Source organism: Nocardia sp. NPDC049149 (assembly GCF_043197455.1).
GTDB lineage: Bacteria > Actinomycetota > Actinomycetes > Mycobacteriales > Mycobacteriaceae > Nocardia.
In genome coordinates this window covers 259,057-280,117 of record NZ_JBICTD010000002.1, presented here as the reverse complement: position 1 = coordinate 280,117, position 21,061 = coordinate 259,057, and the positions used below count along the sequence as shown (strand labels likewise).

Here is a 21,061-nt window from a genome sequence, read left to right as displayed (position 1 = left end):
TCTGATCGGAACGTGGCGCTTGCTGTGCTAGAAATGCGATCATCAGGCGCCGACTATTGGGCATGGCAAATAACTAGCAATTTTGCTGAGCAGTGATTTTCCTGTCACCTCCTCGCTATTGCCGGACTGTCGGTCCAATCAGTGCACAGGTCAGCGGGTCCGCACCTTCTATCAAAGGAGAGTCATGCGTAAAGCAATCCTTGCTTCGGTCGCTTTCGCCACCATGATCGGTGGATACCCCCTGGTTATCGCCGCGCCCGCAAATGCGGTGAGCGACGCGGATTCCTGCGTAGAGGTAGGCAAGATCTCCAATAAATTCAACGACGACATCGACGCCTTGAACGGCGAAGATCCCGAGTACAGGGCCAAATTGAAGGGTGTGTACAAGGGCACCAGTGCGTCGTTCGCTGCGGTGGCGTCCAAGGCGGACGACGGCGAACTGAAGGGCACCATCGGCAACGCCGCCGACCAGATGGATCGGGTCAGTTCGGAACCTGACGACGTTTTCATCAAGACCCCGCAGGACAAGAACTCCGATTTGATGAAAGCCCTGACCAAGCTCGACAACGCATGTCCGGCCCGCTGATCAGGCATTCAACGAGGTGTGCCGGGTCTCCCCGGAGGCGGAGACCCGGCACCTGCGCGTATTCTGGCCCAATTGCACCGCAGATTGGCAGACGGCCCAGCTCGTCCGAAGCACTCCGCTCTGTACACCATCGGTAGGTGTGTTGCACACAGTCGATCCGAATGCTGGGCATTGTCGCAGCGTCGCGACTGCGGACGTGACCGAAATCGGGGCTGCCCTCGAGTCCTTGGCCGGAGTAGAATTTTGACGAATTCTTATTGTGCAGAGCCCTTTTCCTTGACGGATTCCATGCGCCCGGAATCATAGTCTGGAAAATCGTGCGTCCCACTCCTTGGCAGACCAAAGATTCTCGACACGAACAGGTTGACTCATCTGGTGGGGTACGACAGCGGGGATGGGATGGCGCGCAGTTACGGGTCGTTCTGAGAGCCGTGCTCCGCGGCAACTGGGTTCACTTGGCTGTCGCGGCCGGGTGCGTGATCACCTTTGTCCTGCTGTTCCAGCCGTGGCTGACCACAGGCACAGGCGGGACGGACGGCGTGATCCAAGCAAACGCCTTCGGCCGCATCCACGTGACGACCTTCTGGGTCGATCTCTGGGCGCAAACATCGGCGCCCAACCCGAAAGTCAGTGGAACATGGGGGATCCTCACGAGCGTCGCGATCGTCATCGCGGTGTGCAGCGTTGCGGTCAACAGTGTGGCAAGTACCGAGGCGTTCGCGCGCCTGGCGATGGTTGCCACCGTTTTTGTTGCGATTTTCGCGATCGCCACCGCGCTATATCTGAACAGCAAAGGCGATGACCTGACGCAAGTGGTGTCGTATGGGACGGCCCGAGATCCGGGGACGCAGATCGGATTGCTGATCCGATGGGCAAGTGGAAATGGCAACTATCCGGCACCCGGGTTCCGCCAGGTTTCGTACTCGACCCACAGCCTCACCTGGTCTGCGATAGTCGCCGTCGGGATTTCGCTGCTTTCCGCTATGGCTGCCATTGCGCAGTGGAGTCGCGGACGCGATAGCGGCCTACGCCGAACGAGAGTGCAGGGCGATGCGATTCGATGAACCGTCGGCTGGCTGCTTGGTGGTGTCCGCTTGGCGGTTATTCGGATTCTGTTCGGCGGGTGAGCGTTTCGGCGGTGTCGAGCAGTAGATGTGCCCATCGGATCAGGTGGGGTGCGAGGTCTGGTGAACCGTTGATGGTGGTGGCCTCGCCGAGATCGATCAGGTGGACGGCGATGTCGCGCGGGTTGTCTGCGGCGAGGTCGACGGTGCAGGTGTTTTCGTCAACGGGCTGGACCCGTTCGGCGAGGATCCAGGTGCGGGCGCGGACGGTGGCGGCGTCGGTGGCGATGGTGGCACGGAGCTGGAACGTGGCGGTTGCCTGTGCGAGGGATTCGGCGACGTAGGTGGCCGGGTCGCGGGCGGGCAGGTCGCGGGGAGCGACGCGGTGACCGGTGGGCATGAGGTCGGTGATGCGGTCGACGCGCAGGGTGCGCCAATCGTGCGCCTCGGTGTCGTAGGCGAGGAGGTACCAGCGGTCGGTGCCTGCGACCAGCGCGTGTGGTTCGACGCGACGGCGACCGGTGTGGCCGTGGCGGGTTCGGTAGGTGAAGGTGACGCGCTCGTGGTCGCGGCAGGCGACGGCGAGTGCTGCGAGGGTGCCGGGGTCGACGGGGTGGTCGCGGGTCATTGCCCACGAGGTGGTCGCTGCGTGGAGCGCCGAGACCTGGTGACGCAGCCGGGTGGGCAGGATCTGCTGGAGTTTCGCCAATGCGCGCACGGCGGCATCGGTGATGCCGGTGACCGCGCTGGACGCAGTGCTCAAGGCGACGGTGATGGCGATGGCCTCTTCGTCGTCGAGCAGCAGCGGGGGCATGTGGGTGCCCGCGGCCAGGTGGTAGCCGCCCGCGTGGCCGGTGGTGCCTTCGACCGGATAGCCGAGTTCGCGCAGGCGCTCGATATCGCGGCGGATGGTACGCAGCGTGACCCCGAGTTGTTCGGCGAGTTCGGCACCGGAACGTTCGCGCCGTGTTTGCAGCAGTGAGAGCAGCCGCAGCATCCTGGCGGGCAGGTCTTTGGTCACGAATTCATGCTGCCAGCTATTAGTGACAAAAGGCGTCCTAAATGGCTATTAACGTCGGCGCGGTCAGAATCGGATAGCTACGGAAAGGGTAGTCATGGACGCGATTCCCGCTGGCAGCGTGGTGTGGGTCAACATCGAGAGCACCGACGTCGACGCCATCAAGGACTTCTACGGTTCGCTGTTCGGGTGGACCTACATTCCCATCCCCGCCCCGGGTGGGCGGACAGATCACCTGTTCACGGCGCCGGGTGCGGCCTTCCCGATGGGTCACGTCGAGCCGAGTAGCAGCGGTGCGGAGTACGTCGCCCTCGGCACAGTCTCTTACGACGTGCCCGAGGACGCTGCCCGGCTGAAGAATTTGGGCGCGCAGGTGGTCGTGGCGCCGGGCAAGGCCGCCGACGGCGGAGACTATGCGCTCATGCGAGACCCGCGCGGCAATGTCTTTGTCATCTGGACTCCGCCCGAGCTGCCCGCCGATGCGCCGCCGCCGGACCCGAGCGCGCTGGCACCGAAGCCCGGATCCGCTGCTTGGTTCGAGATCGGCACCCGCGATATCGAGGCAACCAAGTCGTTCTACGCCGAGGCGCTCGGGTGGCGTTACGAGCTGGATCTCAGCGTGCCTGGCGGGCCGTACTGGAGTGTCTGCACCGGCACCCCGCTGCCCGCCGGTGGCTTGCGTGACCTCAGTGGTAGCCCGGAAGCGGCGGAGTACAGCATGCATTTGTTCCTGACCGCGGATATCTCCGCGAGTGCCAGAAAGGCGGTTTCACTCGGCGCTAGCATCGAGCAGGCCCCCACCGGCGACGGGCGCAGCTTCGCCCGCCTGCGCGATCCACGCGGCAACCGCTTCGGCTTGTTCAGCCCGGGCACATCCACGGATTGACGGCTGCTGGAAGGACGGAAGGTTATGGCGTACGACGACGTGCTGGCAGACCGGGTCCGGGAACGGCTGGCCAGCTCCGGCGGGGTCACCGAGCGAAAGATGTTCGGCGGCTTGGCATTTCTCACCAACGGGCACATGATTGCCGGGGTATACGGCGATGACCTCTGGGTCCGCATCGCCCCGGAGGACCTGCTCATCGCGCTGATGACCCAACCCGGCGCCCGGCCCTACACCGTCGGCGAACGCCCACCGGCGAAGGACTGCCTCTACGTGGCCGGTGAAGTGCTCGACGACGACGCCCTCGACCACTGGCTGGCCGATGCCTGGGAGGCAGTCCTCGAACTCCCACCGAAATAGTGACCGATCAGTCGGCCGCCAGGGTGCGCCTGATGGCGATGCCGACCGAGGTGTTTTTGCCGCGCAGTATTCGGTTGGCGTAGAGGGCGAAACGTCCACGCAGGCCATACTTCTCGGCGATCAAGTGGCGAACTTGCTCGGTGCCGTCCATATCGAGTACCTCTGCGGTTGCGGCTATTTCCGGTCCGCGGTGATTGCCGCGCAGGTCGCAGGCCGCCACGGTGACGTTCGGATTGCGCCGCATCCGTTTGACTTTCCAAGTGTCGATGTTTTCCACCCACACCACGAGGTGATCACCGTCGCGGGCTACCCAGATGGGGATCCCCACCGGCGTGCCGTCTTTGCGGTAATGGGTGAGGTAGATGTAGGGCCTGTCGCCGAGTTCGGTGAACGCGTCACACACAGCTGGACTCCTTCGTGACTGACGGCTCCGTCAGTGCGCGCCACAGAGATTGAGCACTACTACACCGCTGATAACCAGAAGAATTCCCGCGCATTTGGCCAAGGAGATCGGTTCGCCGAGTAACACGACACCGACCGCCGCGACCAGGCCGGTACCCACGCCCGCCCAGGTCGCATAAGCCAAACCGACCTGCAGCTCTTTCAGCGCGAGCGTCAGCAGACCGAAGGCGCCGAAGTATCCCACCGCCATTCCCAATGTCGGTAGTGGTCGGGTGAATCCGTCGGCCAGCTTCATACAGGTCGTGCCGAACACCTCGAACAGGATCGCGCCGATCATGAATAGCCATGTCATGGCCTGCCCCGGCTACTCTGCTCGGCTCGGCGTCGGGCTGATACAGAATGGTTGCCCCGATGGGTCGAGCAGAATGACCAGGGAGCCATAGTCGTTCGGCTGGAATGCGGGCTTTGTGGCACCGAGTTCGATCAGGCGCTGCTCGGCGTCGTCGATGCTGTCGACATAGAGATCGATGTGGAAGGGCAATTCATCGTCGGGCCAGTTGGGCACCTGATAGTCACGCGAGCGACAGAAGACAAGCCCAGTGCCGCTGTGCTGTTCGGCCGATATCCACGCGAACTCCGGCTGTGCGGTCAACACCGTCCAGTCGAGTGCGGCAGCGTAGAAGCGGGCGAGCCGCACCGGCTCGTCGCACATGATCGCCGTGGTCGCCAGCGTGGCGATTCCAGTCATCGATGTCGTTCCTTTCGTCGAAATATGGCTCCCGCCATGCCGATCCGGTCACGGCGATGTCGATCGCGGTCAGTCCAGGTTGAAGATCTGGTTGACGCCGATGATGTAGCCGTTGAGGTCTTTGAAGTAGAAGACGCGGCCGAAGTCGAACTGCACATCCTTGACCACCTCGACGCGATCGATGATGGAGTCGATGAACGACGCCGTGTTGTCGAGGTTCATGTACAGCCAGCCGGACATGGTGCCGATCGGGATATCGGCTTGCTGCGGCATGAATGCGTGTGCCTCGCCGGCGCCCATGACCTGAGCGACGGCCTCGCCGTCTTTGACCAGCAAATGCAGGTCGTCGGGGGCGAGGTCGCGCACGACATCGAAGCCGCGCTCGGCGTACCAATCCAGCGTCGCCGCGCTATCGGTCACGATCATCAGCGGGCATACTCGACGCATCTTCATGGTGTATCTCCTTCGGGTTCGGGGGTATTCGCTGGAACAATGTGTGTCGGATTCGTGCGGGATCATCGCCCGCCGAGGTAGTCCTCTTGCCCGGCGATCCGGCCGCCGCGCAGTTGCAGAACTGTGCAGAAAGTTGTGCTGATCGGCTCTCCTGCTGCGGGCAGGACTGGAAGTAGCCCGGAGCTGGTCCCGGCAAAGTCGTATTCCACCGCGATCACTGCACCTTCGCCGATGATTCGGGTCACGGTCAGCTTTCGATCGGGGACAGCGCGGCCGTACTCCTGCACATGCTCTACAAAGGCGTCTCGCCCAGCAAAGACCAGCCCGAACGGCCCGCACGCGTAGGTGACGTCATCGGTGTACATCGACGCCAATCCGCGGAAATCCTGGTCGTTGTACAGCCTCACCCATTCGTCAACGAGCTTCTCAGCACTCATGGTCTACCTCCTCAATTGTCGTCAATCCGATTGCCGACAGCGCTAAACCTGGAGAATGCAGGCGGGCGCTAATGGCCGCTGATAGCGGAACACTCCTGCGGAGTCTGGGCGGCCGGGCGTTCCAGCAGGCCAATGGCATTGCCGCTGGGGTCGGTGAAAAACGCGTACGCACCACCGGATTCGAGCGGCGTCCTCGGCAGGAAGGTCTTTCCACCGCCCTGTTCGACGGCGCGCAACCTGGTCTCGATATCGCAGGTGTGCAGCAGCACAACCTGTTTGCCTACCCGATACAGCGGTTCGGCTGGCCCGGCTTCCGGGTTACCTTCGCGGGCTATTCCGATATCCGGGCCGATTCCCGCCGTGAGAATCGGGTATCCGGGAGACTGTTCTTTGAGCCGCAGACCGAACAGCTGCTCGTAGTACCGTCGAGTGCCGTCCACATCCGGTGTCGAAATCGCCACGAGCGCAGCGGGATCAACCTCGCGGCCAGCGGTCACCGTTGTTGCGGGAGTACCGTACGCCGGGCGGTTGCGGTCATCGTGCACCACTGCGATGGCATTCCCCGCAGGGTCTTGGAATACCCCGAACGAGCCGCCGGTGGGTACCGCACGTTCGGCGTGTAGCACCTTCCCGCCGAGCCGATCGGCCTTGCGCAGTGCCTCTTTCACATCTGCAACACCGAAAAACACCACTACCTTACCGATTCGGTAGAGCGGTTCGACCGCCCCCGCCTCTGGGTTGCCGAGCATGGCGATTCCCATCTCGGGGCCGTTGCCCGCGGTCAGGATCGGGTAGTGCGGATAGTCCTGCGCCAGCGTCCAACCGAAGGCGTTCTCGTAGAAAGGCCGATCGCGAGTGATATCGGCGGAGGTGACGTCGATCAACGTCACTGACGAAATGGGAGACGGGACCACCGTGTCACGGGCACACGCTGCCGAACCAACCGTGATGCTCACTATGACCAGGGCGGAGAGAAGTACTCGTTGCCACCCGGTTGGGTGCACAGATTCGTTGCTCATGAGCCGCACCTCCTCGTTGAGCTGTCCGTCCGGCCATCGGTCGACGACCGCGAATGTTCAGCTATCCTAGCTCATTGTTACGGACGTCCGTACCAATGAATGCGCAAGAAGAGATGCAGGTCACAATTGGCCAGGTATTCGGTCAGGCGGGTTTCGCGTCCACGACGTAGGCGATGACCTGCCGGATCTCCGCGCGGGCCGGTGGCGCGGGGGAGGTCATAGCCTGCAGACACAGGCCGTTCATTACCGCCTGGATAGCGGCGGCGGCGACGGGCCCGACGACCGGTGTCATCGCCGCAGTCCCTTCCTGCTCCAATCGCGCTGCGGTATCACGCAATTCGGGACGGCGAAGCGCGGCAAGAAACAGTTCGTACTCCACCGTCGAGGCGGTGCGGCCCTCGCCGCAGCAATACAGGACGGCATCGGTGAGGGCGTCGGTCAGTTGCGCCGGAGTATCGTGCGCATGCTCGGCAGCCCACCCCGCCATGTACTCGGCGAACCGATCGGCAGTGCGCTGCAGGCCAGCCCGGATCAATGCCTCGCGGTCTTTGAAGTGATAGGTCGTCGAGCTCAGCGAGACATCGGCCCGCTCGGCAATCGCCCGGTGACTGAGTCCCTCGATCCCACGTTCAGCGATGAGCTCCTCCACCACCTCCGCGATGCGCTCGGCCCGATCCGGGTCGTGCCGCCGCGGCCGACGGCCCGTCGCCGTCGTCTTGTGTGAACTCATCGGTCTCCCTATTCGGCATTGGTACGAACGTCCGTAACATTACCTCTGCCGACCACCCCCAGCGGGTAGCTCGTCCAGTCAGGTGCCCGTCATGATGCCGAATACATGCTCGCCCTGACCCAGCGTCTCGGCGATCGACGCGGGCAGTACGAAGGTCGCCGCCAACCGCAGGGCGCTCGGCCAACGGGTCCGATACCCGTGACGGCGAACAACTTTCGCAGCGCAGGCATCGGCTGCGGGACGGCGTGGGTGTCTTCGCGTGGACAGGGTCGGGCACGTCTTCATGCAAGCACGATTGCCCAATGGCACACTCCCGGCTACGGAGGTTTGTGGACTCTGACCGCGCTGTAGCAGGCGCGGGTCATAGGCACTGGCGCGTTTCTCTGTTGTCAGCATCTGTGCAGCTACATTCGTGAGATGTCGACACCGTTGTCAAGGGCGCGCCGCGTGGGGTCGCTGCTGTTGGTGCTGTTCGCCGCGTTGTCGGTCCTGTTGTCGAGCGCGGCGGGGTTACGGTCGGCGACGGCCGCGGCGGAGGAGCCGTTTCGGTTGCCGCTACCCGTCGCCGATGTCGCACGAGTGCTCGATGGTGGGCAGCGTGATCGGGTGGGAAAGGCCGTGGACGAACTCTACGACGCGCAGGGGGAGCGGTTGTGGATCGTCTACGTGCGCGACTTCGGCGGACTCGACCCGCAGACCTGGGGGGACCGTACGGTCGCGGCGTCCGGGTTCGGTGATCGTGACCTACTGCTGTCGATTGCGGTCACCGATCGAGCTTATGCGCTCACCGGCACCCGGCCGTCGTCGGTCAGCGATGCAGAAGTGGAGTCGCTGCTGCGCGATCAGGTGGAGCCGCGGTTGCGTACGGCGCAGTGGGCCGAGGCGGGAATCGCTGCGGCGGAGGGATTGTCGCGGGTGATGAGCGATTCCGGGGATTCGGATCTGTGGCCGGTCGTGGTGATCGTCGTGCTGGTTGTGGCAGTAATCGCGGGTCTGGTGCTGCTGTATCGGTGGCGGCGCATCGCGCGGGACCGTGCTGGGCTGGTCGCGGTCCGGCAGATCGACCCAGCCGACACCGTGCGGTTGGGTGAGCTGGATCCCGATGTTCTCGACATCCGGTCCAAGGAGATCCTGGTCGACGTCGACAATGCGATTCGCACCAGCGTCGAGGAACTGCGGCTGGCCACCGACGAGTTCGGCGCGACCGCCACCGCACCGTTCGCTGCCGCAGTTGACGGCGCAAAAGACGCTATCGCACATGCCTTTTCGATTCGCCAACGGCTCGACGACGATTTCCCTGAAACCCATGACGAGCGCCGCGATCTACTGGTGGACCTGATCTCGGCCTGTGGGCGGGCCAATCGGGAACTCGATGCCAAGGTCGCCGAGTTCGATGCGATGCGCAATCTGCTGATCGATGCCCCTCAGCGACTGGACGCGCTGACCCGTGACGTGGTGGAGCTGACCGCCAGGACACCGCGTTCGGAAGACCTCCTGGCACGGCTGGTTCGCGAGTATCCGGCCTCGGTGATCGCGTCGGTGCGCGAGAACGTCACTATGGCGCGCGAGCGAATCTCGTTCGCGCAAAGCAAGATCGAGGACGGGCGCACCGCGGTAGCCCGGCCGGTAGGGGAGCAGGGTGCGGCAGTGGCGGCGATTCGCAGCGCCGAGTCGGCGATCGCGGCAGGCCGGACCCTGCTCGACGCGGTCGACAGCGCGGCCACCGATATCGAGCAGGCGCGCGCCGGGCTGCCCGGCGCGATCGAGGAGCTGAGTCAGGCAGTGGATTCGGCGGCGACGCTGTCGAGCCCGAGCGATCGGGAGTTGTCGAAGGCAGTGGCTGCCGCGCGGAAAACGGTGAAGCGCGCCGCGGCGAGTGGGCAGACCGACCCGCTCGGAGCCTTCCAGAAGGTGGTAGCCCGTGCTGTCGCCCTGGATCATGCGTTGGCGGCGGCGACGGATCACACGCTCGCCGACCAACAGCTACAGCGCCGCCTCGATCAGGCGTTCGCCGCCGCGGACGGTCGGGTACAGGCCGCCGCCGATTACGTCGCCACTCGCCGAGGCGGCGTCGACGCGGCGCCGCGGACACGGCTCGCCGAGGCCCGGCGTCATCTCGATCGCGCGCACACGCTGGCGAACACCGATCCGCAACGGGCACTGCGGCATGCCGAGCGGGCCGTCGACTCGGCCGGCCGAGCCCTGCACACGGCGCAGTCGAGCGTGGGGAAATGGCGGGCCCGGCAATCGGTTCCGCGGTTGGTCAATTTCGGTGCGGTACTCGCGGGTGTTCTCATCGAAGGGGTCGTCGAGGGTTTGCTCGGCGTGGACGACGACTCCGACAGCTCCGGTTGGGGCCCAGGGTCGTTCGGCGGCTCCGGTAGCTCCGGCCGAATCAGCCGCGGGGGACGATTCTGAGCCGAGATGTCAGCCGACCTCGGCTGCGCAGTTGTGGACTTTCGCCCCGCTGTTCTCCGATACCGGGCGAGCTTTCCGCCGATGAACGGCTCCGACCCTCATAGCAAGCTCCGAGGTGCAGCAAACCCTCGCTATCGCAGAGCTTTTCGGTTCGTGGCACCCGGTCGAATGCGGGACTGGAAATGGCGTAGCGAACAATCCTTCTGCGCGGAAACACGGCAAGGAACTCTGCGTAAACTATACGGCTGGCGAGAAGTGCTGAATCGCATGAACAGTCAGTTTCGTACTCGGCGGTGTCGAGAACCTTCGGTCGCATTCTTGCTCTCCTTCCTGCTTATAAATGAAAATCCTGCACCTGCCCGATATCGGAGTACACTCAGCTCCTGCTGCCCTATTTTTCTTTCGTCGGTTTGGCCTCAAACAGGTTGATTTGTCGAGCCGCCGTCTCTGCACATTCGAGTCGATCGAAAAGTGATGACGTTCGTCGAGAAAGTGCTGAACGATCGGAAAACAAGCGAGAGGAGTGGTGTCACCATGCGCCGTACGCTGATCGCCCTTAGCGCGGCGGTTCTGCTGGCCGGTCCGTTGGCCGTGGGTGGGTCGGCCGAACCGCCCGCGGATACGCCGGGAACCGTGGTGGGTACCGACGCGCTGTCGCGGGACTTGTGGATCGAGGGCACGGGCACGGCGCGGCGGTTGACCTACTGGACGCAAACCTCCGACCACACGCCAGCCCTGTCGACCGGCGCGATCTTCATTCCGGCGGGCACACCACCGAGGGGTGGCTGGCCGGTGGTGTCCTGGGAACACGGCACCACAGGTCTCAGCGACGACTGCGCACCCACGATCATCGGCCGCATCGACATCGAGATGACGTACCTGGCCACCTGGATGAAGCAGGGCTACGCCATCGTCGCGACCGACTACATCGGAGTGGGCTCGCCGCGTCTGCAGCCCTTCCTCGATGGCCACGCCGAGGCATACGCTGCCATCGACATGGTGCGCGCCGCCCGCGCGGTCGACGATTCGCTGTCGACCAAATGGGTCGCCATCGGCGCGTCCGAGGGCGGCGGGGCAGCGGTGTTCACCGCCTCACTAGCCACCAGCTACGCCCCCGACCTCGACTATCGCGGCGCGGTGGCCACCGGCCCCGCCTCCCAGATCGCCGAGCTGCCCATGCTGCTCACCCAACCGCAAGCGCCTGATCTGCACAACTGGCACACCACCGCCTACGGGGCCTACATCGTGGGCGGGTTGAAGGCGGCCCGGCCCGCACTCGACGTGGACAGCTACCTCACTCCTGTCGGCAAAGACATGGTCGAGGCCGCCAAGACGCTGTGTTTCGACGATCTGGCCGCACGCGCCCATGGCGTCGAGGTCAAGCAGATGGTCACACGACCGGTATCGGAAGGCGATTTTCCGGCCATCGCCCACGAGGTGTTCGACATACCGATGTTCGGCTACGACCGGCCGCTGTTTATCGGCCAAGGTCTGCAGGATCAAGACGTGTTCCCTGAGATGACCGCCAAACTGATCGCCGATCTCGAAACTCACGGCGCGCGTCTCGATGTCCATATCTACCCGGACAAAGATCACCTCGCCACGGTCCTCGGTTCCCTCCCCGACAGCCTGCCGTTCGTCGCTCGCCTGTTCGCCTGACCCGCCACGTCTGCTCGACTCCGGCGATGGGCTGCCGAGGAATGCTTCTGGCGGGGACTATCGGCGTTCCGCGTTCGACTTCGACGAGTGGGATGGCGGCGGCAAGTCGATCGGACTGACCGTCACCCGGAACTGGCTCGCGGATATGGCGCGCATCGTCGACCACATGCCATATCGACTCAGCGAGCCGATCCCAAGGTTCGGCGTGTGCCGGAGGCCATGTTGCTCGCACGGTTGTCACCGGGCTGCAAGGTGTGCCGCGACGTACGGGATGGCAACGGTGGCAAGGCTGTTGCCGGGAGCTATGGTCGGGTGCACGTTGACCTCGAAGACCACTCCGCCACTCTCGGGGACGAGGTCGACGCCTGCGAACGGCAGTCCGAGGGCCTTGGTCGCTGACACCGCCAGCTGCGCCAGTTCGGCTGGTAGTTCGTCGGCAGATAGTTCGGTCGAGACCGCGCCCTGGCCTTCATTGCACGGCGCGTCGTCATCGGCCTGTATGTGTTCACACACGCGCAGGATCTGTCCGTTCAACACGACGACCCGAAACTGGTGACGCCGCCCTGTGCTGTCGAAATTCTCGGCGTCTCTGGAGATTAGCCAGTTCTGCTCGGTTTCGGCGTAGTACCGGGACGCCTCCAACAGTCGCGTGCGGGTGGTGATGTGGAAGACATCGTTACCGCCCATGCCGACATTCGGTCGGGCCCAGACATTCCCACCGAGACGATTGAACGCCGAGCACGCCTCCTGCGGCGTCGGCCGCGTCAACCCGATCGTCTGCATATGCGGAATTCCCTCGCGGGCAAAGACTTCCACGGTGATGTCCTTTTCGGTCGCCGCACGCCAGGCTTGCGTGTCGGTGCCAAGCGATCGGACGCCGTGGCGTCGCAACAACCCTTGGAATCCCTCGAAAGCCCTGCGCCGGGTGGGCGGGATCTCGTAGATGATCACCACAGACGGTGCGACTGTTCGGTTTTCGTCCGGCATCTCGAATCCGAGCCTGCCGCCATCGACGCGGACAGCGCCGGAGTCCGTCATGAAGTGCCGAGCGTCCAGCAATGCGGGCGGGTGGCCGGTGAGCGCCTCGATCGCGGTCGCCAAGACCGCACCGCTGCCTTCCCGCGAGCTGTGATCGGTCAGCAAGACGACTTCGCCGCGCACGCCCGCATGGGATGGTGCGTCCACGGGTTGGAAAGGCAAGGCGGGTCACCACTTTCGACGATGTGCTGCCCAATTGACCACACCTGAGCGAGGTTACCGTGGTGATTCGTCGAACTCGGTTGCGTCGACCGAACAAGCCAACGGATGCGGCGCCGAGCCGCAGTTCGACGTGCTCGCCGGGCGGCAGGTCAACGCCGGTGGCACCGGTCTCGTCGTCGGCTGTCCACCGCCAGTATCGTCGCGATCCCTCGGGTGTGCTCCTGGCTCGGGATCAACGGATCAATAGAACACCAAGCTCGATCTGAAACCGAACCAACAGTGCGTCGGCGAACCACCCACCACGTGATACCGCCAGTCCCGCCGCGGTGATGCAATCGCGCGTTGACAGCGATCCGGAAGTCGCGGACAGGTTCACGTACGCAGAGCAAGATCTGTTTCGTGCGGCCGTTGTCTTCGCTGGTGCAGGTGCTGGTTCTGTGCTGAAGCAGGCGGTCGGATCCTGGGTACCGGGTTGCACGGTCAGAGCCAGCTCGCGACAAGTACCTGGACTTCGTTGGCGAAGCGCATACGGTCTGGTCCCCAACCCGTCGACGGTTCTCATACACTGCGATGCCCGGCAAGCCTTCTCGCTGGTGAGAACAGGTGTCCGAGTCGGCCATAATCAGCCCAGGAGCAATGATCTGGCAATTTGGGAGGTGAGCGGCCCGGTAGTGACGACCCATGCAAGCTAGACAACCAACCACCCTGGGAACCGCCGATCCACATGTCCTGCCAACGTTCCCTCGGAGCACGATCACCTCGCATCCAGCCCGGCATCGCGACCAACTCAACCACGAAGACACTCACTTCGGGATGGCCCAAAACCTGCAGCGACTGAACGGTTCGGAGCCCCCGCGCGCTGCTCTGGCAGACGCCAGCCAACGCACACCAGGGACGGCGAGGACCCATTACCGATAGGCACGCCTGAGAACTGATAACGCCGATTGAATGCGGTCGCATTTCATCGATCTAGCGGTATTCGACCCTCTGTAGCCGATCTCGGCATTCACCGACGAGTGACGTCGGAATTCACTGGCGCGGCCACGCACGCTGAAGCCATGGCGTCGATCTGCGATGCAGTTCGACAATTTAATGCAGTGCGAACTAATCGCGTGCCTTCATCGAGAACGAAGGCGTAGCCACCTGCCCTCAGGCGTTTTCTGATGCACCCAAAGTCGCCGGTAACTCAAGGCGTTGTTTGTTGTAGTTTAAAGATTGACAATGTCGCTCGACGGCGTATATTCAGGACCGTCCTCGACGATGAAGGTGCGTCGGCAAGCTCGAGGGCGAATAAAGATCCGGGAAGGAACTGATCATGATCACCATAACCTCCGCTAAGACAAGAAAAGTTGTTGCCTCGGTGGCCGTGGCTTTGGCCGCCGTCGGAGCCTTCGGGTTCAGCGCGACCGCAAATTCCACCACTCACCAACAGCCCGTCGGCAATTTCTCCGGTGGCCTTTACTCCGGGCCCATCTGTTGTTGACGATCCGCTGGCCAGCGGCATAGCCGCTGGCCAGCGGACATCCGATGCTGCCAGACCGCGCTCAGCTCCTTGTCCAGGTATCGCAGACCCGCGCCGAACCCTCGGACTCTGTGAATAGCGGTCGCTCACGACGGCAACCTGGGTACACATGACCTGAAAGCGCGAAATTCGGGTCCGTCGTTGCCCGCCAGAAATCCTTGCCGAGTCGCGCGAGGGCTCGGCCAGCCCGGGCCCTTGACTTTTGGATTGGAGTATCGGCGATGATTTGGTCTGTCGTCGACGCATTGTGGAATGCTGCAATTCAGCCATTTCGGATGATACTCAGCGCGAACCTCGACGTCGGTGTCTTGTTCTACCCTTTTTTGCTGGTCGTCATGATATGGGCATACCGGCGTCAGCCGCGGGATGAGAGCCTGATCAGCTACGTGACCTTCCAGCGTGCACTGCGCGGCCGGTCAGGAGGGCTGGATATCAGATTTTACTTCACAAACATCATTTTGATGACCTTGCTGTATACCTACAGTGATCCCTGGTACCGGCAGGTTCCCCATGCGGTGGAATCGGGCTGGGCGTGGCTGCTCCAGGAACCTCGTCTATACCTGATCAACGGCGGATTTCTCGCCAGCACGGTGGTGACCGTCCTCGTCTTCATGGCGGCCGATCTCTCCTTCTTTCTTTTCCATATGCTGATGCATCGGGTGTCGTGGTTGTGGGAGTTCCACAAGATCCATCATTCGGCAACCGAGTTGAATCCACTGACTAGCTTTCGCGCCCACCCGGTGCAGCTTTACCTGACCACCACCGCCGGGGTCGTCTTCTCGGGCATCGTCCTCGGCAGCGCCGGGTACTTCTCCTCGGGCACGGTACGGGTGCTGTCCTGGCTGGGCTCCAATGTCCTGGCCATAGGCAGCGGAGCATTCCTGCTTGCCGCGCTCCGACACTCCCACGTATGGATACATTTCGGTCCCCGGCTCAACCGAATCCTCTACAGCCCGGCCCATCATCAGATACACCACAGCGGCGACAGCGCCGACTACAACGCGAACTACGGGGGCCTGCTCGCGCTGTGGGACTGGATGGCGGGAACCCTCGTCATTCCAGGTGGCGAACGCCCGATCTACTACGGGCTGGGCAGCACCGAACAGAACAACCAGTACACCAGCATCGCAATGCTCTACACGCGGCCGTTCGTCAATCTGTGGCACAAGGTCCGCAGCCAAATTTGAACAAGAGCACGGTCTGGGAACGCACGGTCTCGATCTCGGGCCTTGTGATCCCCTTCAACTCCGCCGCTAGTTCCGGCCCGGCACTCGCCAGCACTTTCTAGCCGACCGTCCCGCCGACGGGGTGGGAGGTCAGTCGAGCGGGATGCTCATGGCGTCATCGGACAGGTTGTCCGGGTCGGCGGCGACGGCCCGTCCGACAGGTCCTCGCCCGTCGATCGGAGGATGCGAAGCTCAGCTTCGTGACCGTCGCAAACACGGCTCCTGGAATGACGTCGTCCGCGCACAGCTGCGCCGACGTCGAAATTCTCTCCCAGATGCGCTTATGCGGAGTGATTGGCCTGCGGCCAGGGTTCGCCGCGGAGCGGGTGGTGGTCGCGGGCTCGTTGTTCGTTGTCACGGAGCCGAGGTTCGTAGTGCGCGAAGAACACCTTGCCGACGAGGTCGCGGCGGCTGTGGACACCGGTTTTGTCGAAGATGCTCTTGAGGTGCTGCTGAACGGTGTGTGCGGAAAGCACCAGATCGACCGCGATCTCGGAGGTCGACGCACCCCGCAGGACAAGTCTGGTGATGTCCTTCTCGCGTTCGGTGAGGCCGTAGGCGGACATCAGCAGCGGGTACAGGCGGGCGGGATTGGCCGGCTCGATGATGACGGCGACGCGTGGGGCGGTCGTCGAGCTCAGGCAGGCGCCGTGCAAGACGACCCAGGTTCCGCTGCGCGAGAGGACCCGGGACACGGCGATGTCGCCGCGGTGCGGATGTTCGGCCATGCTCAGCGTCCGACCGGCGAGGGTGAGCACCGAGGAGGGGAGGCGGCCGGAATCCCAGTCGCCGTCCGGAAGTTCGGCCAGCCAGCGCTCGACGCCGGGTGTCGTGGATTCGACATCCCCGTTGTGATCGAGGATCAGCAGGCCCGGTGAATCGGCGCAGTCGGGCTCGCGCGCCTGTCCCAGCAGCAGTGCCGCGCGTGCGCCTTCGGCGAGTAGCGGCGCCACCGACTGCACGAAGGTCTTCTCGTGATCGGTGAATATCGGTGCGCGGGGTTCGCGGTAGAGAGCGAGCGCGCCCCAGACCTCCCCGGAGCGGGTCCGTAGCCGGGTGATGAGCTCCTGGTCGCCGCCCATGACCATGTTGCGGTGCCACCGCGGGCTGCTCGCGGGATTACCGTTGGTCGCCTCGTGCAAAGTGGCGATGCCCGACTTCGAGCGCACCACGTCCACGAGTTGGTTGACATCGTCGGCGTAATACTCGCTGACAAGCCACTCGCGGGGGAACTCGTCGAGGCCGTGGTGGAAGTGACTGGTCATCAGCAACGAGGCCGGATCCAGGGTGTAGAAGCACGGCGTCCAGTAGTGCGGAACGGCGCGCGCGAGGACCTCGGTCGACTCCTGCCAGAGGGACACGAGATCGCGCGGCTCGGCACACAGCCGGGTGATCTTCTCCGCCGCGCGCCGCAAGGTTTCCGCGCTCATCAACCCACGGTACGGCGGCCGGTCGTGCCGCGGAATGCCATGTTTGTGGTATTCCGGGGCACCCGGTACGTCCCTAGCGTCATCGGTAGCAGCACGTTAGGAGCCGATGATGACAACGACGACCACGAGAGTCCGGTTGGCGCCGCCACCCCCGGCCCTCATGCGAATGATCAATCCGCTTGTCCGGTGGGCTCTCACGAATCCCCGCTTGGGCCCGCGGATCGCACTCAAAGCGCTCCTGGAGTTCACCGGCCGGCGAAGCGGCAAGATGATCCGGGTGCCGGTGTGCCTGCACGACATCGACGGCGTACCAACGGTTTTCACCGAGCGGCCGTGGCGGCTGAACTTCACCGAGTCGACACCGGTCACTGTCACTGTGCAAGGACGGGTCCGGCACGGCCGAGCGGTCCTGGTGCGGACCACGCCGCAGGAGCTCGGCACCGCGATGCGGAAGGCGCTGGACCACGGAGCGTCGCCGTTCGAGCTCGGGCTCAAGACAAGTCGCGGCTATGACCCGACCATTGCGGACCTGTCGAGGATCGCGCGCTGGATGATCCGCGTCGACTTCGCCGACGAGGAGTGAAATCCCATGGACGTCAACCACATCGGACGCGACATCAGCGTTCTCGCTGACTACATGGAGGTGCCCGGAATCGGGTTCGTCCCGGTCAACGCCTTCGTCCTGCATGCGGCCGAGCCCGTGGTCATCGACACCGGATTGAGCCTGCCCGGCCGCGGTTTCATGGACGCGCTCGGTTCGGTGCTTGATCCGCAGGACGTCGAGTGGATCTGGATCACCCACCCCGACCGAGACCACACCGGAGCGCTGCGCGAACTGCTCGACGCCGCGCCGCGCGCTCAGGTGATCACGACGTTCCTGGGGATGGGCATCATGTCGATGGCGGATCCCCTGCCGATGAACCGCGTCTACTTGCTCAACCCAGGGCAGTCGCTCGACGTCGGTGACCGCAGGTTGACCGCCTTCCGGCCGCCGCTGTTCGACAACCCGTCGACTACCGGCTGCTGCGACGATCTGACCGGTGCCTGCTTCAGTTCGGATTGCTTCGGCGCCCCCATGCCCTCCGCGGAGCTCGCTACCTGCCCCGACGTCGGCCATGTCGACAAGAACGAGCTGCGTGGCCGCCAGCTGTTGTGGGCCACCGTGGACAGTCCATGGGTGCACACCGTCGACAAGACCAAATACCTCGAAACCTGCTCTGGGCTAAGGGCATTCGATCCATCCCTGATCCTCGGCACCCATCTGCCTCCCGCAGCAGGCCGCACCCCCGATTTCCTGGACATGCTGGCCGCGGCACCCGACACCGACCCCTTCCTCGGCCCCGACCAGGCCGCCCTCGAACACCTGCTCGCCACTTTCGAACCTCAAACGAGCTGAAACGTCAGGGGATTCGAGTCCCATCAGCTCTACCAAATGGGAGGCGCGTGCTCGCGAAGAGCGCGCCTCCGCTGGTTCCGCGTCTCTTGTGGGGTGCCACGCCTGCTGCCTTTGGTCTTGCGTGATGTCGGTTCGGCCGAAATTGCCCGAGATACATTGCTGGACAGGCGATCAGGAGGCGCTGAGGTAACTGGCCTCTCGGCCGATGCCGCACACAATGCCTCCTGATCGCCTGACCATTCGCGGTCGCTGCGTGCGCATCGGCACATTGGTGCGTTCGCCGACAGTCGTGTTGACCGGTTCGGGCAGTGCGCCACGCGGCAGGAGAGGACCTCGATGTGTGACAACCGTGCGGGCTTGCGGGCAAGTTGCTGGATGTGTTCCGGATCCTGTCCGATCCGACCCGTCGTCAGATGCTGGTATGGCTCGTGGAGTCGATGAATTTCCCCGGCCAGGAGCCCGATGACGTCGAGATCGCGACGACGCGGACATCGCCCGCCTCCTGGAGACCCTGCGCGACGTGTTCTGGATCCAATGCCGTTCGGTGCGGACATGGTTGGACGAGTTGCCTGATATTGCTTGCAAAGCCCACTCCAGTTACGTGACAGCGATCGACGCCAGCAGAAAATGTGGCTTCTACCGTGAATGGTGCTCGGGCCGTTGGCGGTTCGACTGGAAAGTCGTGGTCCATCGTGGAACCCGGCTAATATAACGTGTTGATGGACAACAGGCCTCAGTGCTCCAGCTCGGTTGTCACCGTTCCGTGCAGGAGTCTCTGTGCGGACGATCCGAGATGTCTGGGACCGAGGCGGGTTTGTCGAGAGTTGTGAGGAGATCGTTGCCCGACACGCTGATCCAGGAGTTGGCTATGACTGACCTAGTCGGAAGACCACTTCTCGTGGCCGGGATATCCGGCGGCAGCGGCCGGGCCATCGCTCAGCGTCGTCCCGCCGACCGGTGCGTGGCAACAGCTATGACGCGGTGGCGGAGGCGGTCGTCGTGATCGAACAAGCAGGAGTACCTGCCTTTTCGGCACGAGCCGACCCCACCACAGTCGGCGGCGTCGACCGATTGTGCAGCGACCTCACCGCCGGGCATCAGGGAAGGAGTGGGATCGCTGATGTCTGAAATGTGTTCTGATCACTCGAAGTCTGTGGCCTCGAACCTGCCGAATGAAAGGCAACATGCAGTGGATCTCCGTGACGTCCCGTGTGGTCCCGGGCGTTTGCCGGTTCTCGGACACGGCTGGAAAATGTGGCGTGATCCAGTCCAGTTCATGGTGGATCTGGGCAGCGTCGGGAAAATAGCACGTGTCGATATCGGCAGTCTCGTTGTCTACGTCATTACCGATTTCGAAATACTGCACAGGGTGTTGGTCGAGAACTCCGATGCCTACGAGCGAGGGCTACTCTTCGAACGCATCCGTCTCGTGTTCGGAGAATCGTTTATCGTCGCAGATGGTCAGCAACACAAGTATCTTCGTCGTCTGCTGCAACCAGCGTTCCATCGGCCGGAGTTAGAAGGCTACGCGCTGACCATCAAACGGAACGCGGATGCGTTGGCGAGTTCGTGGCAGCCAGGCCAGATTGTCGAGGTCCGTTCCGCACTGGCGCAGGTGGTGATCGCCAATCTGGTGGCGTCCATGTTCTCGCATGAAGCCGATGCCGATGAGCTGCAACTCATCTCGGGTCTGATCGAGGACATCGGCGCAGGCGCCATCGTGGGCAGTGTGTTGCCGCCGAGACTGGCGAGCCTGCCGTTGCCGGTGAACCGCAAATTCTTCTCGGCTGGAGCACAACTGCGGGACTTCTGCAGGAAGCTGATCGTCGCGCGCAGGCTCAGTGGTGACCGGCGGGACGATCTGATCGACATTCTGCTGGATTCGCCGGATGCGGAACAGCGTGGTGACGAGTTCCTGGTAGAGCAGGCGATGACCATTCTCTTCGGCGGGATCGACGCCTCGACCGCCACGCTGACCTGGGCGCTGTACGAGTTGTCACGGCATCCAGAGGTGGCTTCGACACTGAGCCAAGAGATCTCCGCCGCAGGGGATATCAGCCCCCGAAGCCTCGACAAACTCGACTACCTGAACCGGTTCCTGAACGAACTCACGCGAACCCATTCGGCACTGCTGCAGACGAGGCGTACCGTAACCACCGTCGAACTCGACGGCTTCACATTTCCGCCGGGGACCAATATCGGCTACAGCCTTGCCGCTATTCACCACAACCCGCATATCTTCCCCGAGCCGAACACCTTCGACCCCGATCGGTGGGCGAAGTCGAAAACCAGGAGCTTCGTTCCGTTCAGCATGGGCAATCAGATGTGTATCGGTAACAACTATGCCTGGTTATCACTGCAAACGACGCTCCACAGTTTGCTGTCGAAGTGGGAGTTCCTGCCGGTCAAAACCAAGAAGCTCCCGCGAGCCATGGGTCCGATCCCCGGAATGAGAAGGCTTCCGCTCGAGGTTCGTCCAGTCTCTGTGTAATCGCACGGCGGGGCCTGGC

20 protein-coding genes are annotated in these 21,061 nt (G+C 63.3%); 10 read left to right on the top strand and 10 right to left on the bottom strand.

Annotated elements, in window-relative coordinates; genetic code table 11:
* Positions 1-184: 184 nt before the first annotated feature.
* Together ACGFNJ_RS06965 and ACGFNJ_RS06960 are read left to right on the top strand one after the other, a co-directional pair.
* On the top strand, positions 185-586 hold the full coding sequence (locus tag ACGFNJ_RS06965; RefSeq protein ID WP_393444323.1) for a hypothetical protein: 402 nt from the start codon (positions 185-187) through the stop codon (positions 584-586).
* A 476-nt stretch (positions 587-1,062) separates the two neighbouring features.
* A complete protein-coding gene (locus ACGFNJ_RS06960; RefSeq protein WP_393444321.1) occupies positions 1,063-1,650 on the top strand; it encodes a hypothetical protein in 588 nt (195 codons plus the stop codon).
* Between the two features lie 37 nt (positions 1,651-1,687).
* On the opposite strand, the gene ACGFNJ_RS06955 is transcribed toward ACGFNJ_RS06960, so the two are convergent.
* Positions 1,688-2,671, bottom strand: coding sequence for a helix-turn-helix transcriptional regulator (locus ACGFNJ_RS06955; protein ID WP_393444319.1), 984 nt, complete (start codon positions 2,669-2,671; stop codon positions 1,688-1,690).
* 94 nt (positions 2,672-2,765) lie between these two features.
* On the opposite strand from ACGFNJ_RS06955, the gene ACGFNJ_RS06950 reads away from it, so the two are divergent.
* Positions 2,766-3,554 carry a VOC family protein gene (locus ACGFNJ_RS06950; RefSeq protein ID WP_393444317.1) on the top strand — a complete coding sequence of 263 codons (789 nt, stop codon included), beginning with the start codon at positions 2,766-2,768 and terminating at the stop codon, positions 3,552-3,554.
* Between the two features lie 24 nt (positions 3,555-3,578).
* On the top strand, positions 3,579-3,911 hold the full coding sequence (locus tag ACGFNJ_RS06945; protein WP_393444315.1) for a TfoX/Sxy family protein: 333 nt from the start codon (positions 3,579-3,581) through the stop codon (positions 3,909-3,911).
* A 7-nt stretch (positions 3,912-3,918) separates the two neighbouring features.
* Here the strand turns inward: ACGFNJ_RS06945 and ACGFNJ_RS06940 are convergent, their stop codons facing one another.
* The 7 genes from ACGFNJ_RS06940 to ACGFNJ_RS06910 all read right to left on the bottom strand — a co-directional run bounded on the left by ACGFNJ_RS06940 (position 3,919) and on the right by ACGFNJ_RS06910 (position 7,700).
* A complete protein-coding gene (locus tag ACGFNJ_RS06940; protein ID WP_393444313.1) occupies positions 3,919-4,314 on the bottom strand; it encodes a PPOX class F420-dependent oxidoreductase in 396 nt (131 codons plus the stop codon).
* A gap of 30 nt (positions 4,315-4,344) precedes the next feature.
* Complete coding sequence (locus ACGFNJ_RS06935) at positions 4,345-4,665, bottom strand: DMT family transporter (protein ID WP_393444311.1); 321 nt, start codon at positions 4,663-4,665, stop codon at positions 4,345-4,347.
* Between the two features lie 12 nt (positions 4,666-4,677).
* The gene (locus ACGFNJ_RS06930; RefSeq protein ID WP_393444309.1) at positions 4,678-5,061 is read right to left on the bottom strand and encodes a VOC family protein; all 384 of its coding nucleotides are present in this window, start codon (positions 5,059-5,061) and stop codon (positions 4,678-4,680) included.
* Positions 5,062-5,130: 69 nt separating this feature from the next.
* Positions 5,131-5,514, bottom strand: coding sequence for a VOC family protein (locus ACGFNJ_RS06925; RefSeq protein WP_393444307.1), 384 nt, complete (start codon positions 5,512-5,514; stop codon positions 5,131-5,133).
* Between the two features lie 62 nt (positions 5,515-5,576).
* Positions 5,577-5,951 (bottom strand): nuclear transport factor 2 family protein, encoded by a 375-nt coding sequence (locus tag ACGFNJ_RS06920; RefSeq protein ID WP_393444305.1) that lies wholly within the window; start codon positions 5,949-5,951, stop codon positions 5,577-5,579.
* 68 nt (positions 5,952-6,019) lie between these two features.
* Positions 6,020-6,841 (bottom strand): VOC family protein, encoded by an 822-nt coding sequence (locus tag ACGFNJ_RS06915; RefSeq protein WP_393444303.1) that lies wholly within the window; start codon positions 6,839-6,841, stop codon positions 6,020-6,022.
* Positions 6,842-7,112: 271 nt separating this feature from the next.
* On the bottom strand, positions 7,113-7,700 hold the full coding sequence (locus tag ACGFNJ_RS06910; protein ID WP_393444300.1) for a TetR/AcrR family transcriptional regulator: 588 nt from the start codon (positions 7,698-7,700) through the stop codon (positions 7,113-7,115).
* A gap of 417 nt (positions 7,701-8,117) precedes the next feature.
* On the opposite strand from ACGFNJ_RS06910, the gene ACGFNJ_RS06905 reads away from it, so the two are divergent.
* Positions 8,118-10,118, top strand: a complete 2,001-nt coding sequence (locus tag ACGFNJ_RS06905) for a TPM domain-containing protein (protein WP_393444298.1) — start codon at positions 8,118-8,120, stop codon at positions 10,116-10,118.
* Between the two features lie 474 nt (positions 10,119-10,592).
* Complete coding sequence (locus tag ACGFNJ_RS06900) at positions 10,593-11,777, top strand: lipase family protein (RefSeq protein WP_393444296.1); 1,185 nt, start codon at positions 10,593-10,595, stop codon at positions 11,775-11,777.
* A 237-nt stretch (positions 11,778-12,014) separates the two neighbouring features.
* Here ACGFNJ_RS06900 and ACGFNJ_RS06895 read toward each other — a convergent pair whose 3' ends face one another.
* Entirely contained in the window at positions 12,015-12,962 is a 948-nt protein-coding gene (locus ACGFNJ_RS06895; protein ID WP_393444293.1) for a RimK family alpha-L-glutamate ligase, read from the bottom strand.
* A gap of 1,758 nt (positions 12,963-14,720) precedes the next feature.
* Between ACGFNJ_RS06895 and ACGFNJ_RS06890 the strand changes: the two genes are divergently transcribed.
* Positions 14,721-15,686 (top strand): sterol desaturase family protein, encoded by a 966-nt coding sequence (locus tag ACGFNJ_RS06890; protein ID WP_393444290.1) that lies wholly within the window; start codon positions 14,721-14,723, stop codon positions 15,684-15,686.
* 320 nt (positions 15,687-16,006) lie between these two features.
* Here ACGFNJ_RS06890 and ACGFNJ_RS06885 read toward each other — a convergent pair whose 3' ends face one another.
* Positions 16,007-17,155, bottom strand: coding sequence for a LuxR C-terminal-related transcriptional regulator (locus ACGFNJ_RS06885; protein ID WP_393444288.1), 1,149 nt, complete (start codon positions 17,153-17,155; stop codon positions 16,007-16,009).
* Positions 17,156-17,363: 208 nt separating this feature from the next.
* Between ACGFNJ_RS06885 and ACGFNJ_RS06880 the strand changes: the two genes are divergently transcribed.
* The 3 genes from ACGFNJ_RS06880 to ACGFNJ_RS06870 all read left to right on the top strand — a co-directional run bounded on the left by ACGFNJ_RS06880 (position 17,364) and on the right by ACGFNJ_RS06870 (position 21,042).
* Positions 17,364-17,738, top strand: coding sequence for a grhN (locus tag ACGFNJ_RS06880; protein WP_393444286.1), 375 nt, complete (start codon positions 17,364-17,366; stop codon positions 17,736-17,738).
* A 6-nt stretch (positions 17,739-17,744) separates the two neighbouring features.
* Positions 17,745-18,551 carry an MBL fold metallo-hydrolase gene (locus ACGFNJ_RS06875; RefSeq protein ID WP_393444284.1) on the top strand — a complete coding sequence of 269 codons (807 nt, stop codon included), beginning with the start codon at positions 17,745-17,747 and terminating at the stop codon, positions 18,549-18,551.
* 1,120 nt (positions 18,552-19,671) lie between these two features.
* Positions 19,672-21,042 (top strand): cytochrome P450, encoded by a 1,371-nt coding sequence (locus ACGFNJ_RS06870; protein ID WP_393444282.1) that lies wholly within the window; start codon positions 19,672-19,674, stop codon positions 21,040-21,042.
* The last annotated feature ends 19 nt before the right edge of the window (positions 21,043-21,061 follow it).